Source organism: Bacilli bacterium (assembly GCA_035326105.1).
In the GTDB taxonomy this organism is placed as follows: domain Bacteria; phylum Bacillota_I; class Bacilli_A; order RFN20; family CAG-826; genus UBA7706.
Map to the genome: position 1 here is coordinate 346,863 of DAOKYO010000002.1, position 17,307 is coordinate 364,169.

The 17,307-nt window shown below is 37.8% G+C and carries 16 protein-coding genes and 8 tRNA genes; 2 read left to right on the forward strand and 22 right to left on the reverse strand.

Features of this window, described 5'->3' with window-relative positions; genetic code table 11:
* Positions 1-22 precede the first annotated feature (22 nt).
* The 10 genes from PKC96_05965 to PKC96_06010 all read right to left on the reverse strand — a co-directional run bounded on the left by PKC96_05965 (position 23) and on the right by PKC96_06010 (position 9,997).
* A complete protein-coding gene (locus tag PKC96_05965; protein ID HMM00867.1) occupies positions 23-1,378 on the reverse strand; it encodes a hypothetical protein in 1,356 nt (451 codons plus the stop codon).
* Positions 1,379-1,639: 261 nt separating this feature from the next.
* The gene (locus tag PKC96_05970; protein HMM00868.1) at positions 1,640-2,170 is read right to left on the reverse strand and encodes a hypothetical protein; all 531 of its coding nucleotides are present in this window, start codon (positions 2,168-2,170) and stop codon (positions 1,640-1,642) included.
* Between the two features lie 201 nt (positions 2,171-2,371).
* Positions 2,372-3,127: a helix-turn-helix transcriptional regulator gene (locus PKC96_05975; GenBank protein HMM00869.1), complete on the reverse strand. Its 756-nt coding sequence runs from the start codon at positions 3,125-3,127 to the stop codon at positions 2,372-2,374.
* Between the two features lie 326 nt (positions 3,128-3,453).
* Positions 3,454-3,942 (reverse strand): glycosyl-4,4'-diaponeurosporenoate acyltransferase, encoded by a 489-nt coding sequence (locus PKC96_05980; GenBank protein ID HMM00870.1) that lies wholly within the window; start codon positions 3,940-3,942, stop codon positions 3,454-3,456.
* Positions 3,943-3,944: 2 nt separating this feature from the next.
* Positions 3,945-5,051, reverse strand: coding sequence for a glycosyltransferase family 2 protein (locus PKC96_05985; protein HMM00871.1), 1,107 nt, complete (start codon positions 5,049-5,051; stop codon positions 3,945-3,947).
* Positions 5,048-6,619: an FAD-dependent oxidoreductase gene (locus PKC96_05990; GenBank protein HMM00872.1), complete on the reverse strand. Its 1,572-nt coding sequence runs from the start codon at positions 6,617-6,619 to the stop codon at positions 5,048-5,050. The genes PKC96_05985 and PKC96_05990 overlap by 4 nt, the downstream gene beginning before the upstream one ends.
* 239 nt (positions 6,620-6,858) lie before the next feature.
* A complete protein-coding gene (locus PKC96_05995; GenBank protein ID HMM00873.1) occupies positions 6,859-7,461 on the reverse strand; it encodes a hypothetical protein in 603 nt (200 codons plus the stop codon).
* Positions 7,462-8,699: 1,238 nt separating this feature from the next.
* Positions 8,700-8,775, reverse strand: a tRNA-His gene (locus PKC96_06000).
* A gap of 71 nt (positions 8,776-8,846) precedes the next feature.
* Complete coding sequence (locus PKC96_06005; GenBank protein ID HMM00874.1) at positions 8,847-9,389, reverse strand: NUDIX hydrolase; 543 nt, start codon at positions 9,387-9,389, stop codon at positions 8,847-8,849.
* A 59-nt stretch (positions 9,390-9,448) separates the two neighbouring features.
* On the reverse strand, positions 9,449-9,997 hold the full coding sequence (locus PKC96_06010) for a GNAT family N-acetyltransferase (GenBank protein HMM00875.1): 549 nt from the start codon (positions 9,995-9,997) through the stop codon (positions 9,449-9,451).
* Between the two features lie 138 nt (positions 9,998-10,135).
* On the opposite strand from PKC96_06010, the gene PKC96_06015 reads away from it, so the two are divergent.
* The gene (locus PKC96_06015) at positions 10,136-10,651 is read left to right on the forward strand and encodes a ferritin (GenBank protein HMM00876.1); all 516 of its coding nucleotides are present in this window, start codon (positions 10,136-10,138) and stop codon (positions 10,649-10,651) included.
* 81 nt (positions 10,652-10,732) lie between these two features.
* On the opposite strand, the gene PKC96_06020 is transcribed toward PKC96_06015, so the two are convergent.
* The 9 genes from PKC96_06020 to PKC96_06060 form a co-directional block, all read right to left on the reverse strand.
* The gene (locus PKC96_06020; protein HMM00877.1) at positions 10,733-11,173 is read right to left on the reverse strand and encodes a DNA starvation/stationary phase protection protein; all 441 of its coding nucleotides are present in this window, start codon (positions 11,171-11,173) and stop codon (positions 10,733-10,735) included.
* Positions 11,174-11,291: 118 nt separating this feature from the next.
* Positions 11,292-11,382, reverse strand: a tRNA-Ser gene (locus tag PKC96_06025).
* Positions 11,383-11,386: 4 nt separating this feature from the next.
* Positions 11,387-11,463, reverse strand: a tRNA-Ile gene (locus PKC96_06030).
* Between the two features lie 37 nt (positions 11,464-11,500).
* A tRNA-Met gene (locus tag PKC96_06035) sits at positions 11,501-11,577 on the reverse strand.
* Positions 11,578-11,587: 10 nt separating this feature from the next.
* Positions 11,588-11,663, reverse strand: a tRNA-Ala gene (locus tag PKC96_06040).
* 218 nt (positions 11,664-11,881) lie between these two features.
* A tRNA-Pro gene (locus PKC96_06045) sits at positions 11,882-11,958 on the reverse strand.
* 3 nt (positions 11,959-11,961) lie between these two features.
* Positions 11,962-12,038, reverse strand: a tRNA-Arg gene (locus PKC96_06050).
* Positions 12,039-12,612: 574 nt separating this feature from the next.
* Complete coding sequence (locus PKC96_06055; protein HMM00878.1) at positions 12,613-13,182, reverse strand: hypothetical protein; 570 nt, start codon at positions 13,180-13,182, stop codon at positions 12,613-12,615.
* A gap of 426 nt (positions 13,183-13,608) precedes the next feature.
* A tRNA-Cys gene (locus PKC96_06060) sits at positions 13,609-13,682 on the reverse strand.
* A 144-nt stretch (positions 13,683-13,826) separates the two neighbouring features.
* Here PKC96_06060 and PKC96_06065 point away from each other — a divergent pair.
* A complete protein-coding gene (locus tag PKC96_06065) occupies positions 13,827-14,285 on the forward strand; it encodes a hypothetical protein (GenBank protein ID HMM00879.1) in 459 nt (152 codons plus the stop codon).
* Here PKC96_06065 and PKC96_06070 read toward each other — a convergent pair.
* The 3 genes from PKC96_06070 to PKC96_06080 form a co-directional block, all read right to left on the reverse strand.
* Positions 14,280-15,074 carry a serine O-acetyltransferase gene (locus tag PKC96_06070; GenBank protein HMM00880.1) on the reverse strand — a complete coding sequence of 265 codons (795 nt, stop codon included), beginning with the start codon at positions 15,072-15,074 and terminating at the stop codon, positions 14,280-14,282. The two genes, PKC96_06065 and PKC96_06070, sit on opposite strands and share 6 nt — an antisense overlap.
* Before the next feature lie 3 nt (positions 15,075-15,077).
* Positions 15,078-15,977: a cysteine synthase A gene (cysK, locus tag PKC96_06075; protein ID HMM00881.1), complete on the reverse strand. Its 900-nt coding sequence runs from the start codon at positions 15,975-15,977 to the stop codon at positions 15,078-15,080.
* 105 nt (positions 15,978-16,082) lie between these two features.
* The gene (locus PKC96_06080) at positions 16,083-17,252 is read right to left on the reverse strand and encodes an aminoacetone oxidase family FAD-binding enzyme (protein ID HMM00882.1); all 1,170 of its coding nucleotides are present in this window, start codon (positions 17,250-17,252) and stop codon (positions 16,083-16,085) included.
* Positions 17,253-17,307: the final 55 nt, after the last annotated feature.

The following is a 17,307-nucleotide window of genomic DNA, read 5'->3' on the forward strand; positions in this document are numbered from 1 at the left end:
TAGGCTCATATTTTAAATAGAATTAGAGTAAGTCAATCCAGTCACCAACGTTATAGCTGACACTTGACACATAGGCTGGATCTTCTATTACCATCCGACCTTTGCCTTCTTCTTGACTACTCCACCAACTATAGCCTCTATCATTCATCGCTGGATAATCTTCGCCGCCATCATTGGTATGATCGACGTTAGCCGATGGATTTGAGCAATAACCGCCGATATCTTTACCCCAAGGGCTAAATCCATCAGCAGTCGTCGTCATAAAGTGAATGAAAGCGCATGAAGTCCATGGATAGGGTGAACTCTTCAATACTTGCAAGTAGTGCTTGTACATAAAGCCACCAACACCCTGATAGCCTGTTTGGTAAGCCGCAATCGTAACATTCTTCTTTGAAGCTTCGGCGGTTTCTTCAACTGACCGTAATTTACTGTAAGCAATCAAAGCCGATTGACCGGCCGCGCTGGTTTGAACAAGACTATTGCAAATCGGGCCATCATCCGTTTGTTCATTGTATTGGTTAACCCAGCGCTTAATCCAAGCCAGTGAGTACTTTGCATCGGGACTTGATAATCCCAAATCGGTAACGGTTTCCGTCATTGCATCAATCTCATCGTCAAAATTTTGGGAACCATTCTCTAATTTGTAGGCTTCATAGGCTTGTTTCATAATAGCAGCGTAGTGTTCGTTAGTGAGCATATAAAGGAAGTTCTTTCCGACCGGCTCACTATCAACGCCCATAAACATTGGCGCGCTGCCGTCTTCAACGAAATCCCAAACGTTGCTATAATCGACATTTTCGCCTAAGTTATTAAACATGAAAACTTTATTCAATGATTGAAGGGCGAATGGATGTCCATTTTCCTCTTCGTTTCCCGCCCATTCCTTTGGAATGTAGTTTAATAGATACCCAGTATTGAGCATCTTGGATTGAATTTGATTTCCATCCTGAATCAAAGTCATTGACAAAACATGGTTACTCGCCCGTACATCGGCTGAAATTTGCGAAAAAATCTTGTTGTTCTTCGGTTGACTCCAGTTGATTTTTCCGCTGAAATCCTCCTTATAACCGGGGAACTCTTGCCGAATAGCCTCATCCACAACATACGTTTGTGTCGAACTATCATACTTTTTGCCTTGCAAATATGCGAGGAAATACTCTTTCGCCGTTTTGCCGCGGGAAGAATTTCCTACCGCTTCCATCGTCTTGCCGTCCAATTCTTCAATCGCCTTGGCATATAGTTCATTGCGGTCCATTTTTTCCGCTTCTGCAACGATGTCAGCAACCCGTGTATCTTCACCACTTGAACCACACGATGCTAAGGTCATTACAGTCAAAACACTGATGCCTAAGGTCAAAATCTTCCTAGAATTAGCCATTTCTTTGTTTCCTCCTAAAAGTTTTAGGCTTATTGATGGGTATAAGAAAATAGCCAAGTGGTTCCTGCGGACCTCGGATATCATTAACTATTTCTTATTCCTTTTTCAACATCTAAATTGTATGGTGTAAGCGTTTACAAGTCAACCGATTTTTCGCGTTTTTCGCATACATGTATTAAAAAAAGCAAATTTTCGCTCTTTAACGAAACTCGCTATCCAGCTAAAATTTGCTTTATAAATTATCCGATAAATACCTATTCTTTATTTACGGGTTGAAAACGCCAATGATAAACTAGAAATAAATCCCAATCCGGCACCAACCCCAGCTAAAATGGAAAGAAGACTTAATTCATAATCCATATCTTGTAAGGTGCTTATTTGGTTGACTCCAAGTACTGATACGCTGAACTCGCTCATGGTCGGTATCGTAAAAAAGCCGATTGTAGAAATGATTAATGACAAAGCCATTAATAATGACAATCCACTAAGCAACTTCATTTTTCCCATAAAAGCAGCGACGAGAATAAAAACCATGAGGACCAAAGGAAGTATATACCCGATGGCAAGGACAATATTTGCCTTCAAACTTCCGGTGAGCACAGAACTATTGATGTATTCTTTGCCGAAGGCCAAATCATATCCTTTTATGGAATCGGTAATATTTCCGGATGAATCTTTTAAAACAGCCCCGTCAAAGAACATTGTCACGAAAACAAATATGATAAAGACAAAAGATAAGAGCGCCAATAAAACTACATTCTTTTTTTTACTTTTTGAAATTCTTTTTGCCATATTATAGCCATTAAGGTTCTTTTGTTATTAAACCTTTATTTCCCTTTCGTTTTTATTTTACCAAAAAAAATAAGTTAATGGGAGTTTTTGCCTATATCCGAATAAATAAAAATCCCTAATCTCAAGTTGCTGAAAATAGGGATAAATGCTGATTAAATAAATCTTCATTATTTGCGTAATGAATGATTTGTGAACTATAAATTAAACTGCTAAAGGGGTGAACTTCAGCTTTTTTAAGACGACAATTAGGATAGCATTGGTCAACGAAATAATCGGCAATAAGATTGTTCCCGCATTAGCGTAACCACCAAACATCAACAAGAGAATCATCCATAATCCAAATTCAACAAACGCCAGTATAAACCGGGCATTGTGAATTCCTTTTTTATGAATGAAAACCAATAAAACGCTAAATAATGTCTGACTTAACATAACTAAGAATGCGAGTAAGATAATAAAGTTGCCCGATTGAAAGTTGGGTGAAGAAATCAATTCATAAACATTGGGTGAGACTGTAATCGTGGTTGTCGAACTATAAGGGGGAAATCCAGTAGTTATCGTAGCCGTAAGCGTTAAGTATGGCAGAGCATAAAGTAGCAATGAAATAACTAAATAGCCTATGCCCCAGAGCATATTAATATTTAAAAATATATGCTTAGCATCCCTGCTTGGTTTATTACTTTCAAATGAAGACTTTTGTTGACTAGAATCTACATCGTTTTCATCTTTAACTTCTAAAATAGTTCCATCCTTTTGCGTCTTGTCTTCGTTGAGCAAATAATCGATTGAACAATTAAACATTTTTGCCATCTGAATAAGCTTATCTGTTTCAGGAAGCGTTAAATCCGATTCCCACTTTGAAACTGATTGCCGAGATACACCTAGTAAATCTGCTAATTGTTCCTGAGTATAATTGTTCTCTTTTCTAAGACGTGTAATCTTTTCTCCCGTTCTCATAAGTAATCTCCTTTTCAACAACAATGTTAACAATACTAACTTTTTCATTCTATCATTTATAGGTTTCAAAATGTAAACTTTGGGTTGCTTTTTGACCAATATATGGAAAAAAACAAAAAATGTCGGCAAGATCCAATCGAAATATAACTTAGAGAGGATTAACTATTGATAAGCTGTCCACAAATTATTCTATTGATAGCAATTCACTTCAAATGAAAAAAAACATCGTATGTTTTATTACGTTTTCCTTTAAAAATTAGTTATTAACCGAATTGACAATCGCTTATTTGAAAACAAGTGAAAAAAATTACATCTAACACTAAAAATTATTTATTCATCATTTTTAAAATCTTTTTGATTCTTGGCCGATTGTATCGTTGAACGATAATACAAGGAAGGTTAACGATTAAAGCATAGGCAAGCATAATTAAAATAATGTAGGGAGGCGCGAAAAAGCCAAAAATCCAAAACGGCAATATAGCCAGCCAATGGGTCAGTTCGCCCCGTGCCGATTCGACAAGAAATAGCTCCAAGTTGTCTTTTGAGAAACTTTCCAGCCGCTTCTTTTTATATCCGCGTTTTTTAAATATTGCTCCGCCATCGGGTAGCAAATGCTTCCATTTTTTTACAGCAAATAAACGCTCATAAAGTTTACCTTCTAATTCAAACCGGTGCGAACGGTAAAAAAATGAGTCCGGGTCATACGCTCGATTAGGAATTGCTAGAGCAATAAGCGCACATGAAATTTGTAGCACGGGCCAAAGAGTGAAAAACAAGATAATCATCCATAAGGGAGACAAAAATACAATTTGCATATTTATCTTTTTCCGCTTATTGAGCGACCTTTCCATTTATATTTTAAATTAAAAATTTTAATAAAAAACGAAACAATAAAAACTAGAGTAAAGAATAAAACCAAAATTGGAAATAGAATGATTGCTAAAGGATTAAATCGCCCAATCTTGTGGCTTATAAAAAACAGTACGATCACCCAAAATAGATACAGACCACAATATAGAAGCAGCCATAATAAATCAAAATTAATTGCGTATAATATAACATTAGACGGGACCGAAATTAAGGAGGCTATAAATAAGAAAACCAACAAAAAATTAACAAAAGACATGCTGCTGGCACCAGAAGCGATATTTTTAGTCCAACCGTTAAATAGACTTTTAAAGCCATCCCCATACATTTGATAGGAAATATCGCCCTCACTAACATATAAATTATATTTTAATCCCGCTTTATCAAGAGCCTTGCCTAAAGCAATATCTTCAATAATTGAGTTCTTAACACTCTGATGCCCTCCAATACTGAAGTAATCATTCTTAGATATTAGAATTACCGGTCCAAATAATCCCGTGGTTTTCTTCCAAGGAAGAGAGACCCCATCAGCGGCGGTTTGAACAATATTAAAAATCACTGAAAATTGCTCATAGAGTTTCTTGGTTTGGTGATAGGGCTGAACCGATATGGTCGTGCAAACTTCCATTTGGGTTTTAATCAATCTTAATAACGCGTTATCAGCGAGTCTAACATCCGCATCAAGGAAAAGAAGAAAATCGCCTTTGGCAGCATCCGCTCCTGTTTGACATGCCCACGATTTGCCGAGCCAATCATCTGGTTTTTCTTCAATGCTAATTACTTTAACCGCAAAGCTTTTTGCTATCTTTAGGGTGTCATCACTAGACATATCGTCCACCACGATTACTTCAAAAGGAGGTAAAGATTGTTTTTTTAAGTCATTAAGTAAATTAGCAATATTTCGGCCTTCATTTCGCGCGGGAATAATTACCGAAATCGATGGAGCGTTATCTATCTTCTTTCTAGCTAAAGATAAACGGGGAAAATGGTTAAAAAGAACGAGACACAGCAACAGCCCGATAACGGAAATTGCTAGTTCAACCATCGGCCTTATCATTTCTTTTTTCTCCTAAAGCGTTTCTTAATTTCATCCGCGGCCAGTTTGCCCGTTAAGATTGACACTGGCAACCCAGACGGGCTAAAGGTCCATGCCCCACATTGATAAATATCTTTAAACGGGGTCCTAATTGAGTTTTTAATCTTTTGGAAACGATTTTCGGAGGGCATGACTTTATTAGCGAAGGACCATCCTGTAATCGCTCCTTCAAAGTTGCCTGTCTCTTTTTCGATTGTTAATGGTGTTGCGACAAGCGAGAAATCAATTTGATCCTTCAATCCGTTTAGAAACTTTTCATCAAGCAAAGAAATTATTTCTTTTATGCAAAATTCTTTGAACTCTTGATACTTATTATTCTTCGAAAAATAATTGGCCGTGTCATAATCAAAAACCGTACTGACAATCAGGCCGGTTTTGTCGGATGGCGCAAGGCTAGAGTCTCCTAAAACGGGAATCGATATTTCATACGTGGTCTTCTTGAGATATTCTTTAACCCATTTAAAAACTTCTTCATCATTTTCGACGTTTGCTAAGTCGATTTTCTCAATAGAAGAAAGACCGGATAAGTCCGCTGTATAAAAGGCATGTTGCCCACACTTTTTCGCAAATTCCTCGGGACTTATATCCGCGCCGATAAATATGGTTAAGACTGAATTGCCACCACGGCTACTATTGCAAATATTTTTGACTTTACGTTGGGAATCATTAAGCGATACAACCCGGTTATATAAACTCTTTTGATCACCGGCCCATACTAATTTCCGATACGAAATTACATTGTTATCTATTAAAGTTACAGTATGCTTTTCGTCGTCAAGCGATACCGCTTCACTATTAAGCCGAATTTCGCCTCCCTGACTGATAATATAATCTTTGACCTTTTTAGCTAATATGCCAGTTCCTCCCAGCGGGTAGATGTAATCGATGTAAAGACTAAAATAACTTAAGGCAAAAAAGGCCGGCGTAGAAGTGAAAAAATGCTGCGTTATCATATCAATTAACGAATGGTTATTTGTAAACTTTAATAGGTATTCGTTGATTGGTTCATTTAACTTGCTGGCTTCGCGAATATTCTTTTGATACTTAATTAACCAGGGCAAAAGCGTTTTAAAAATATACTTCTTGTCGGTTATTTTTTCGAGAAACAACGGATTGTCGATTCCATATATGACATCCATCTGGGCCATCACTTTTTTAATTTCAACAATAATTGAATCGATATCGCGTTCATTCTTATTAAAAAAGTGCTTGAGCATCAGAGAATAATCAAGGATTGAGGATTTTTTATCCAATATTTGCCATTGATTATCAATTCCAACGGATACTGGACTTTTAACAAAGCTAATATCTAATCCCAAAGACTTAATCATCGGTAAGATGATGCCGGAATTTTCGAAGGCCCTGATACCATAATCAAAAGTATAGCCTTCATAATTAAAACTATTTGCCAAGCCACCAACTTTAGCGGATTTTTCCACTAACAAAGTCGAAAGACCATATTTGCAAAGATATGCCGCCGCTGTTAGTCCTGAAAGGCCTCCCCCTATAACTATGACATCGTAATTCATAGATTACCTCTTTTATATTTATTTTAATTCTACAAAAACGCTCTCCATCAAGCAAGCAATGTCATCAATTAAATAAATATAATCTATGTTTAACCGTTTTTGTAATGAAGAAACATCAAATAAGTAAATTGACATAAAACCACTATAACAAAACATGTCTCATTTCATATGCCGACGATAGATAGACCTTTTGCTTGAGTATCCAAATATTTGCTAGAAATCTTTATTAAAAAAGTGATTTATATTCTAGGATTAAAAGCAAAAAGGGCGCCAAACAGATATGAACAACTTGGCGCACACCATGCTCCCACGGGGCATGATTGAATTTGCGAATAATCAACACTTGCAAAAAGCTTTTCTCCATCATATTCATCTAAAGGAACATAATTTAGATCCTTATCTAAAATTACATATTCATCCGCATGGCCACAACTGCTTATCTCGGAAACTGTTCCATCCTCGTTTCTCGATATGTTTTCACTTTCGATTTCAATTATATTCGTATATATATATTCAGCACTTATCAATCTTTCACCGCTTATCATAAGCTTACTGGGATAGGATTCTTGGCAAAGCAAATCTCCTTCATAAGTTATTGATAGATAGTCACCCGGAACAAGAAAATCATATTCTAAGGCAGGCATTTCCACTTCATCAGTGAATTCAAAATATCCGTTATCGAAAAGAGTAGTTATAACAGGAATTTGTTCTCCATTTACCGGATTTATTTTAAAAGATATATTACCATAATCGTAACCTACGTATAGTTTATCAGTTTTTAAGTCACTGCCATTACAAGATGATAAGAAGGGTATTAGTAAAATTAATAATAGTGTTCTCATGATTTTATTCTATCAATTTGCGTAAATTTGTAAATATTCGATTCTAAGATAAGAAAGGAAAAGTCAGTAATATGCTAGGTTATAAATGCAATAAGCTTAATGCGATAAATTGAAAACGGCACTTCGAATGTGCTGATTTGTATGATCTTATTTTTGACCCTTCAACAAGCACGCGTAGTGCACAATTGATTTTAATTTTAACAATGATGAAGTTAACGACTGCAAGTTTTGAGCTTAAAGGGGTATCTATTTAAATCTTGGTACTGGTACTAAACTAGGCATATACAAAAGATGGAAAAATTTATGTCCTGAAATTTAAGTGAAAGTCGCCCGACTGAATAATCGAAACTATGAATCCAAATGATAAGACAAACGCAATAAAGCTCACAGCAAAGACAATAATGGTGCAAATTTCTAAAATCTTTTTGGTCTTATTTTGAAAATTACCGAAATTTAAGGTGGATAAAATGATACTAACTATGGATAAGACAATACAGATGATGGAAATGGGGTTGTAGCTCATAAAAGTAGCAACCAGAATTGAAACATTTCCTGTAACCTGAGCGGGAGTAGGATTTTGGGGAGTAACGTTTGAGTAGTCATAGCTACTGTATTTGTAAAATGGAACTATAGAAAATACTAACAACAGAACAGAAACGGGAACGAAAAAAATGCTCAATATAAACCAGAGTCTGTAGTTGTTAATGTAAGATTTTTAATAATCGAATATTTTTCTTCATCTGATAATAGTTCGGTTTTGCTGATTCCAAACACAGCGGAGAGTTTTTCAAGGTTTTCGTCAGTAGGAAAAACGCTTCCACTTTCATATTTAGTTATGAGAGTACGAGACACGAAAATGCTTGAAGCAAGTTGCTCTTGGAACAACCCGCTCTCTTTTCGATATTTCCTTATTTTTTCGTTTAGTTCCATGAATTTATTAATAGTATAAACCCTTCTGGCATTTTTCTTAAGGACCGGTAGCGGGAATCAAGCCCGAGCATATACATATAGCTTGAAGCCCCCCTTGCTAGTATCATTAACGAGTGAAACCACCATCTAGTATCGTTAACGAATGCGATATAGAGTCAGTGATTTTTGACCCTCTTATAGTTAAATCAAAATGCCTTTTGTATTTTCAAACTAATGATAATAGCGCTTGTTTTGTCATTTTTCGCTTTATATTCCTAAAAATGAGTAAAAAAAGATCTGATATTTCTATCAAATCTATCGTTGTCTTATGGGGCGAATGATGGGAATCGAACCCACGAATGCCTGGTTCACAGCCAGGAGTGTTAACCACTTCACCACATTCGCCATTGCCTATATATCTTATATAAGTGCCAGCAAAAAGTCAAAGAAAAATGCCGGGTTTTTTATTTTTTTATTCAATCGCGAATGGAACGCTCCAGCCGATTCTTTTCCTCGATTATTTCTCGAGCTTTTAAAAGGACAGGAAGTTCTCTTTTTTTAACTAAAACACTCACTCCTTCATCACTCATAGCCTCATATAATTTAATAGCTTCGCTAAGCGGAACATAGACAATACTTTGAATAAGCTTTTTTTCATTGGGCTCAAGACGCTGCCCCACAAATTCTTTGCGGCGAGCAAGATAAAAGTAATTATGATTTTCTCGACCGATGAGATTATAAAAATCGATTACTTCCCCCACTTCTGCGATAAGGGCGATTCGATATCCTAGTTCTTCTTCCATTTCCCGTTGGAGAGCAAAGAGTTTACTTTCATTTTCCTTTACCCCACCTCCAGGTAACTCATAATAGTCACGATGGCCAAACATATCATCGCCATATAGTTTAGTAAGCGCGACGTTATCATTCTCATCGAGGACGACCGCCCGAACGATCTCACGTGTATGCGTGGTTTTAATTAACGGCCACTGATCGTCATTTAAATAGTTTATAATTTCCATACCGATTTATTATAGCCTGTTCTTTAAATAAAAAAAGGCACTTTTATGTGCCCTAAACCCTAAGCTAATAGCGTTTGATTATTTAATTTTTCTTTGCTGTCAAATTTGCGAACCATAATCAGTACCGGAGTCCCATCCGCCCAATAACGGTCGATGGTATCCAAAGCCACAAATCCCATTCGTTCATAAAATTTTCTGGTCGCAATATATTTAACATCCGGATCCGAATAGTCGGCCGTCTTGACCTCCAAAACATCAATATCATTCTGCTCGCAATAACTAAATGCGTGCTCCATCAATTGACGGCCCATACCTAAGTGCTGATAGCCACAGATGACTCCCATAGCTAATACTTCGGCCACATGCGGGCGCTTTAGTTTCAACTCTAAGAAGCCGACCGGAGTTGATTCTAAATAGGCGGCATAGACAATTGAATCCTTAGCCATTTGACTGTACTGATTGGCCTCAAGTGGCAAAATAAACCAACCGGGTAGACATTCGATAACGTTATAAACGATCGTACATCGGTCAACGTCATCACTAATATTCTTGATTTCCGTAAAATGGATCTCCTTTGGGACATATCCCGTGTCTATTTTTTTAGACACCAATATATTACTCTCTTTTTTACCATTGTATAGTGGGTAAATATATGTTCTTACAGTGTGTAAGAGTTTTCAAACTATAGTAAATCATATAAAATGACTATGAAAGAATTAATCTTTCGGAAAAGAGGGTTCATATTTATGATGAACAAAAAAATTGCCGATTTAATTAACGAGCAAATAAACAAAGAACTTTATAGCGCCTATCTTTATCTAGCGATGGCCAACTACTACGAGGAACAGGGTTTGAAAGGCTTCGCAAATTACTTTGCTGTTCAAGCCAAAGAAGAGCAAGATCATGCGATGTATTTTCGGGACTATTTAACACTTAGAAATGCGCCTGTTGTTTTGAAGGGTATTGCCGAGCCCAAGGCTGTCTATGCTAATCTTCGGGAACCATTAGTGGTGACGGTGACGCATGAACAGGAAGTTACCGCCAGTATTGAAAGCATTCTTGAGGCCGCACAAAAGGAAAAGGATTACGCCACCCTTGAATTTATCCAATGGTACATTCGTGAGCAAGCCGAAGAGGAGAGCAATGCCGAGAATTATTTGGCGGAGTTTGACTTCATCGCCGATGACAAAGCGGCCGTTTTCTCTATGGACCGCCAGTTGGCGGGTCGTGAATACCATAAGTCCACTCCGACACTTGGTTAAATAACTCCAAGTCAATTAGATAAAAAAATCGGCGGGTTAAATTAACCAACCGATTTTTTATTTGTCGATTATGTTCGTTACTTAGCGGTCCATAGCTCTTAAGAACCATAGAACTTTGGCATAGCCGGCAATAACATCTTCATAGAAATTACTATAGAAGAAATCATCCGCGGCCACCGCTTCATCCCGAATTTCCTTAGCCAAATCCGACAATGCCTTATAATCACTAATCAAACTCTCGACAACTTCTTTTTGCGTGAGATCACGTTTTTCAGTCCACTCACTGATAATGCTTAATTTCGCGGATTCAGCGTAACTGGCAACTGGATACAGTCCTTGAATTTTTAATTGTTCGGCTGCACTATCCAAAGTTTCCGTCGCATCGTTATATAAACTCTCAACATATTCGTGAATGGCTTTGAAATTTTTTCCCGTAACATTCCAATGTAAGGCATGCAACTTGAGATAAAAAACCTCGAGACTGGCAACAAACTTGTTAATTTTTTCTTCGTATTTGTTCATTTTATAAACCCTCCCTTTGAACATCTTTATTATAGTTAGTAGAAACTAACTTGGCAATAATTTTGCATTTGTCATACAAAAAAAGCCTCCGAATGACGGAGGCAAAACGAGACAAATATGGCGGAAGTATAGAGATTCGAACTCTAGCGGGGCTTGCACCCCCTATCGGTTTTCAAGACCGACCCCTTCAACCACTTGGGTATACTTCCTTATTGGTGGACCCTTCAGGACTTGAACCCGAAACCAGCCGGTTATGAGCCGGCAGCTCTAACCAATTGAGCTAAGGGTCCTCACATATTTAAACCGCCCTTAAGCGGTAAAAAACGATGGTAGCTGCGGGGGGATTTGAACCCTCGACCTGCCGGGTATGAACCGGATGCTCTAGCCAGCTGAGCTACGCAGCCATCGAATATTTGGTGGAGCCAAGGAGGATCGAACTCCTGACCTCCTGGTTGCAAACCAGGCGTTCTCCCAGCTGAACTATGACCCCAAATGCGTTATTTACGCAAGAAATATATTACTTGAAGTCAGGCTTGTTTGCAAGTATAAATGCATTGTTTACGTTAATTAATTAAGCAATTATATGGCAAAGTCTATGTTGTCAGTTAAATATATTAAAAAAATGTTTTTAATCGCTAATTCTTCAAAAAAATAATTTATTTAATAAAAAAAGACTTGAACTTAACTCAAGTCTTCAATCCACTTTAATGGTCGGGATGGCAGGATTCGAACCTGTGACCCTCTGGTCCCAAACCAGATGCACTACCAAGCTGTGCTACATCCCGAAATGGCGCGCCGGACAGGAGTCGAACCCGTAACCTTTAGATTCGTAGTCTAACACTCTATCCAGTTGAGCTACCGGCGCACTTTGCTTATATAATATAGGACTAAAAGCCAAATTATACAAGCCTTTTTTAGTGGATTGCTGATTTATTTTTGTTGCGAAACGCAATGTTTTTTTAAAAGTTATAACAGCATATTTATTTCTTCCCGTTGCAAGCGCAAGTTTCATTTGGTGACTTTTCGTCTTAAGGGTGCTTTATTACTTAGAAAAACACAAGAAGTGATTTTAAGAAATAAGGAAAAAATATTTTATCAGAAATATCTTTTCTTGTTTTACCTCGATATTTTCGCCAGTAATCCGTTAAGCGTTTTTTTGTAAATTATTTTTATCCTATTAAAGCGTCTACTTATGCTGAAAGTTGAGTATCTATTTAATTGTCATTTATGCACTATGAACATAAAAGTTGCCGATTGAAAAAATATGGTGAAAGAAGTTTATAATTATGCATAATTTATGGCTATAAGATTTTTCATCCCTTTTAATTATCTCCACTATACTTTGAAAAAATATTCGGCAAATCGGAGGGAATAGTTTCTATCTGACAAGGCCTTTTTGCTTAAACGCATTTTCTATATTAGGAACACAATCAATTTGATTAGCATTTTACCATTACTGTTCTAGTTTTTATTTCCACCAAGTCTTTTTTTGCTAACTGATCAATCGTACCAAAAACTTCCTCTTCACTTTTAAAAACACTTAGATCATCTTTTTTATTATTGAGAAGACAATCGTAGATATTGTGTGTTTCTAACTCTATTTCACCATTATTACTGAATTCTTTTAAAAAAATGTAAACCATTCTCTCTGTATTACTGAGTTCATAAATTGCTTTCTTGAGTTCATGATAATTTTTAATTGCTGATGCCACCACCGCAAGCGGGGAAATTCCTAAAAGAAAAGCTAGACATATAGAAGCTATTTTATTAATGTTTATAGAATACTTTCCAAGCATCACAACAAGACGCGACGTACCTTCTTTAAAACCTGAATGTGTGTTTTTTTCTGAATAACATTTTGATGATGGTTTTAGGGCGGCTATGGCGTTTAACAACTTGGAAGAATCATCCGGCGAAATATTTAATGCTTCTGATAATTTCCCCTCGATATCTTCCTGCTTAGCGTCTCGCAAATAAATGTTTTCGTTATTATTGCTATATTGATGCATATGTCCCCTCTTTCTCTATTTATAGAATATAAATTTTAGACTGTAATCAAATTCACAACATCAATTCCTAACACATAAGCACTACTGTGTATAAAATTTTTTACTTTATGTTCTTTGTATTTATTATATCACTTACTGATTTATGAACTCAAGTTGGGTAAATAAACACCATTTAAAGCCGTTTTTTTATAATTATATTAGTATTGATTCGTCAACAGTCGTAATTAAGTTAGCCAGCAAATTGCCCTTTTTCAAAGGAAGTGGTACCACATTATTTATTACCATGCATTTTTTAAAAGGATAACTCCTAAAATAATTGGTCTAAAATTGCCCCTATAGTAATCTTACGATTATTCAAACAACAGAATATAATATCTATTTATAAAACAAAAAAACTCGCTTTCAAGCGAGTTTTACATTTCACTCTGGAGGTTCCTGACGGAGTTGAACCGACGCTCATTGAGTTGCAGTCAATTGCCTTACCACTTGGCTAAGGAACCATTATCGTCGCGGTAATTAGTATAGCCAATTTTATCTTTTACCGCAATAGAAAACACCAAGGAAAGGGAAAAAGCCTTTTAGTTGTTTTTTCTACGGTTTAAATGTAGATACCACTCGGTTATAATAAAACGAAGGAAATGATTATGAAACGTTTATTTACCAAAGAAAATTTGCCGAACATCGCTAACATTATTCTTGATATTGCGATGCTAATTCTATTTATTTTTCCGCTGATGCAAAACAATTATTCCGTGCTTGACGGCAATGGGGAAGGTGTCATTTTACACACGACCTATACCGGATACCAATATATATTTGTCAGCGAATGGCCTTTTTCACCCGCAATCAACTATCTTTTCAGTTCCTATCTTGTACTGTTATCAGTTCACCTCATCTTCTCTATAATAAATTTTCTTCAAGCCAAAAACGGCATTGGAAATTTGATAAATAGTTTTATTTTAACGACCGTATTCTCCTTCTTCTTCTTGACAAACACCATCTATTTATGGGCTTTTATCACATATATCGTCGTTCATGTTTTGCTCATAGCGTCAGGCTTTCTCAACCTCTTCTTCTATGGTAAAACCTCCGGCGGATTATAATTTCCGTTTCGGTTCAATTTCCTGTTCCATTCTTGTTAGATGAACGCGATGGTAACTAGGCACTGAACTAGTCAAATATACATTTGCGCCGATGGTGCAATGCTCACCGATGATTGTATCCCCACCTAAGATTGAAGCATTGGCATAAATAACAACATAATCACCGATGGTCGGGTGTCTTTTGGTACCCTTTAAGGCCTGACCTCTTCCAAGCGATAGCGCCCCCAATGTAACCCCTTGATATAAACGAACATGATTGCCGATAATCGCCGTTTCTCCGATGACTATTCCTGTTCCATGATCAATCATAAATGAACTGCCTATCGTCGCTCCGGGATTGATGTCGATTCCCGTATTTCCATGGGCGTATTCTGCTAGCATACGGGGAAGATAAGGTACCTGCAGACGATATAACTCATGCGCCATCCGATACACAAACGTGGCGAAGAAGCCCGGATAAGAAAGAATTATTTCCTTTTCGTCGGCAGCGGCGGGATCACCATCAAAAGTGGCTTTAATATCCTCTTTTAAAAGTTCATTCAATCGCGGAAACGCTTCGACAAAAAGTCGGGCGATGCTCGAGGCATCAATCTCTTCTCCCTTGACGTGGGAAGCACAGGTGATGACATGCGTGAGCAAAGATATTATCTCATCGGTCGGACTGGGATTTGAAAGCGGAGCAAAAAAACCCGGAAAAAAATATTCCTTTAATAAAGAAACCAGTTTCTTGACCTGTTCTTGCTTAGGCAAGCAATAAAATTGATCGTGTTGAATTTTTATATTTTCCATAATTTAAAAAATGGCCAAAGAGAGATAACGCTCACCCGTATCCGGAAGAATGGTAACCGCCTCTTTAATCTCGGGGTGGGCGGCCAGATAACGCAGAGCCCCGCTAAAAGCGGCTCCGCTCGAAATGCCCACAAAAATACCCTGCTCCTTAGCCAGTAACCGGGCTGCATCAATGGCTTCTTCATCCTTTACTGTCAATACTTCATCGATAATTGAGCGATCGAGAATTGAAGGCACAAATCCAGCTCCGATACCTTGAATTCGGTGCTTACCGGCATGATTGGCCGTTAGAACCGGTGAATTTTCCGGTTCCAAACCAATAATTTTGATATTAGAATTCTTTTCTTTCAGATAACGCCCGACGCCGGTGATGGTTCCGCCACTACCGATTCCGGCAATAAAAGCTTCAACTTTACCTTCGCTATCGCGATAAATCTCGGGTCCAGTGGTCTGATAATGGGAGTTAGCATTCGCTCCGTTATCAAATTGATGGGGAATAAAGATATCGGCATCTTCGCTTCCCATCCGTTCCGCCTCTTGAATCGCCCCTTTCATTCCTTCACTTCCTGCCGTAAGAACAATATTTGCGCCGTACGCTCTAATTAATGCTCGTCTTTCTTCGCTCATCGTCTCCGGCATGACCGCCGTAAATTTATAACCAAATTGAGCCGCCACAAAAGCTAAGGCAATACCCATATTGCCACTGGTTGCCTCCACGATCTGGGACTGATGATGAAGAAGACCTTTTTCTTTTGCTTGTTTAAGCATAAAGAAAGCTGGACGCACTTTAACCGACCCCGTGGGATTAAACATTTCTAACTTAAGCCATAATAATTGGTCATTATGACGATATGCCACCATCGGCGTATTGCCGATAAGTTCTAACATTGATTCACTTTTCATGATTTTTACCTCGCAAAAGTTATACCATAAATTGTGATATTATGCATTTTATATGATAAGGACAGGAGAATGATTTATCGCAAAGCCGGCCCTTATTTGTCTTAATTAAAGACTACCGATGCTTTTAGCAATTAAAACGCCGCTCGCCCAGGCCCAATGAAGATTATAGCCGCCGCACAGTCCATCGACATCCACCATCTCTCCGCCTGCATAAAGATGAGGAAAACGTTTTAACTGGAGAGTGTTGGCATCTATTTCGTCGATGGCAAGTCCGCCTGAAAAGACTTGATTATTTTCGGCAACATAGCCGAGATCAACCATAAGTTGCCAATGCTTTAGCTGATAAGCTATATCTTTACTGGCGGGTTTTAAAACAATATGGCGAGTTAAAAAATGGGCAACATCGGGATGAAACAACCCTCGTAAGTATTCAGTCCCGGCTCTTTTCTTGGCCTGACTTATAAAAGAAGTCAATTCGTCTATGTCTAAATCCGGAAGTAAATCCAACTCAATATAGGCGTTGCTGATTTTGTCTCGCCGTATCCACGTAAGAATGCTTGAACATTCGAAAATTGCGATGCCGGAAAGAGCATTGGTTCGGAACAGAACCTCGCCTTTGGTCCCAAATGCGAGCTTTTGATCGACAAAAAGACTTACATTGGCCTTTAACCGACGGCCGTCGATAGGATTTAAGTTTGATTTAATGCCGATGCTGGCAAGCGTGGGAATCAATTCCACCGTTTTTAGTTTTAAAGCCCTCAGTATCTCCGCCATACCGCGACTGACTTGATTTAAAGGTATACCTGCCCGAGAACCTGTTGCAAAGACGACAACATCGAAATATTCATCGTTATTTATTTGATAACCACTCTTATAGGGGTTAACACTAATCACTTCAGTGTCCAAGTGAAAAATAACTTTTTTGGCCAATAGATCATCGCGCAGCCAATCGCCAATAATCGCCGCCGCTTCCCCATAGGGATAAACTCTTCCTTCGTCGTCCGTCATCGTCAGTATTCCATTCTGCTGAAGATAGTTGATGAAGTCGGCGGGTGTAAAGCGGAGGGCACCGGAAACAAAATCGGGATGATTGTATTTTTGCGGGCCAACATTCATATTTGAAATGTTGCCGCGACCATTGCCCGAAGAATATATCTTCCGGCCTATTTTCGCTGTTTTCTCATAGATATGAACTTGGATGTCCGCATTGTCATTTAAAAGATAATGCGCGCTAAAAAGAGCCATCGGCCCCGCACCTATATAAGCTACTTTCATATAAATCCATCTCCTTTGCCTCCGATATTATAGCGAATAATGTAAAAGAAAAGAA

What these genes read in the sequence shown, in the direction of transcription:
- PKC96_05975 (HMM00869.1), bottom strand. Translation starts at nt 3,127, where the DNA reads ATGAGAACGGGAGAAAAGATTACACGTCTTAGAAAAGAGAACAATTAT.
- PKC96_05965 (HMM00867.1), bottom strand. Translation starts at nt 1,378, where the DNA reads ATGGCTAATTCTAGGAAGATTTTGACCTTAGGCATCAGTGTTTTGACT.
- PKC96_05990 (HMM00872.1), bottom strand. Translation starts at nt 6,619, where the DNA reads ATGAATTACGATGTCATAGTTATAGGGGGAGGCCTTTCAGGACTAACA.
- PKC96_06005 (HMM00874.1), bottom strand. Translation starts at nt 9,389, where the DNA reads ATGGAAATTATAAACTATTTAAATGACGATCAGTGGCCGTTAATTAAA.
- PKC96_06015 (HMM00876.1), top strand. Translation starts at nt 10,136, where the DNA reads ATGATGAACAAAAAAATTGCCGATTTAATTAACGAGCAAATAAACAAA.
- PKC96_06065 (HMM00879.1), top strand. Translation starts at nt 13,827, where the DNA reads ATGAAACGTTTATTTACCAAAGAAAATTTGCCGAACATCGCTAACATT.
- PKC96_06055 (HMM00878.1), bottom strand. Translation starts at nt 13,182, where the DNA reads ATGCATCAATATAGCAATAATAACGAAAACATTTATTTGCGAGACGCT.
- PKC96_06020 (HMM00877.1), bottom strand. Translation starts at nt 11,173, where the DNA reads ATGAACAAATACGAAGAAAAAATTAACAAGTTTGTTGCCAGTCTCGAG.
- PKC96_06070 (HMM00880.1), bottom strand. Translation starts at nt 15,074, where the DNA reads ATGGAAAATATAAAAATTCAACACGATCAATTTTATTGCTTGCCTAAG.
- PKC96_05995 (HMM00873.1), bottom strand. Translation starts at nt 7,461, where the DNA reads ATGAGAACACTATTATTAATTTTACTAATACCCTTCTTATCATCTTGT.
- cysK (HMM00881.1), bottom strand. Translation starts at nt 15,977, where the DNA reads ATGAAAAGTGAATCAATGTTAGAACTTATCGGCAATACGCCGATGGTG.
- PKC96_05985 (HMM00871.1), bottom strand. Translation starts at nt 5,051, where the DNA reads ATGATAAGGCCGATGGTTGAACTAGCAATTTCCGTTATCGGGCTGTTG.
- PKC96_06080 (HMM00882.1), bottom strand. Translation starts at nt 17,252, where the DNA reads ATGAAAGTAGCTTATATAGGTGCGGGGCCGATGGCTCTTTTTAGCGCG.
- PKC96_05970 (HMM00868.1), bottom strand. Translation starts at nt 2,170, where the DNA reads ATGGCAAAAAGAATTTCAAAAAGTAAAAAAAAGAATGTAGTTTTATTG.
- PKC96_05980 (HMM00870.1), bottom strand. Translation starts at nt 3,942, where the DNA reads ATGCAAATTGTATTTTTGTCTCCCTTATGGATGATTATCTTGTTTTTC.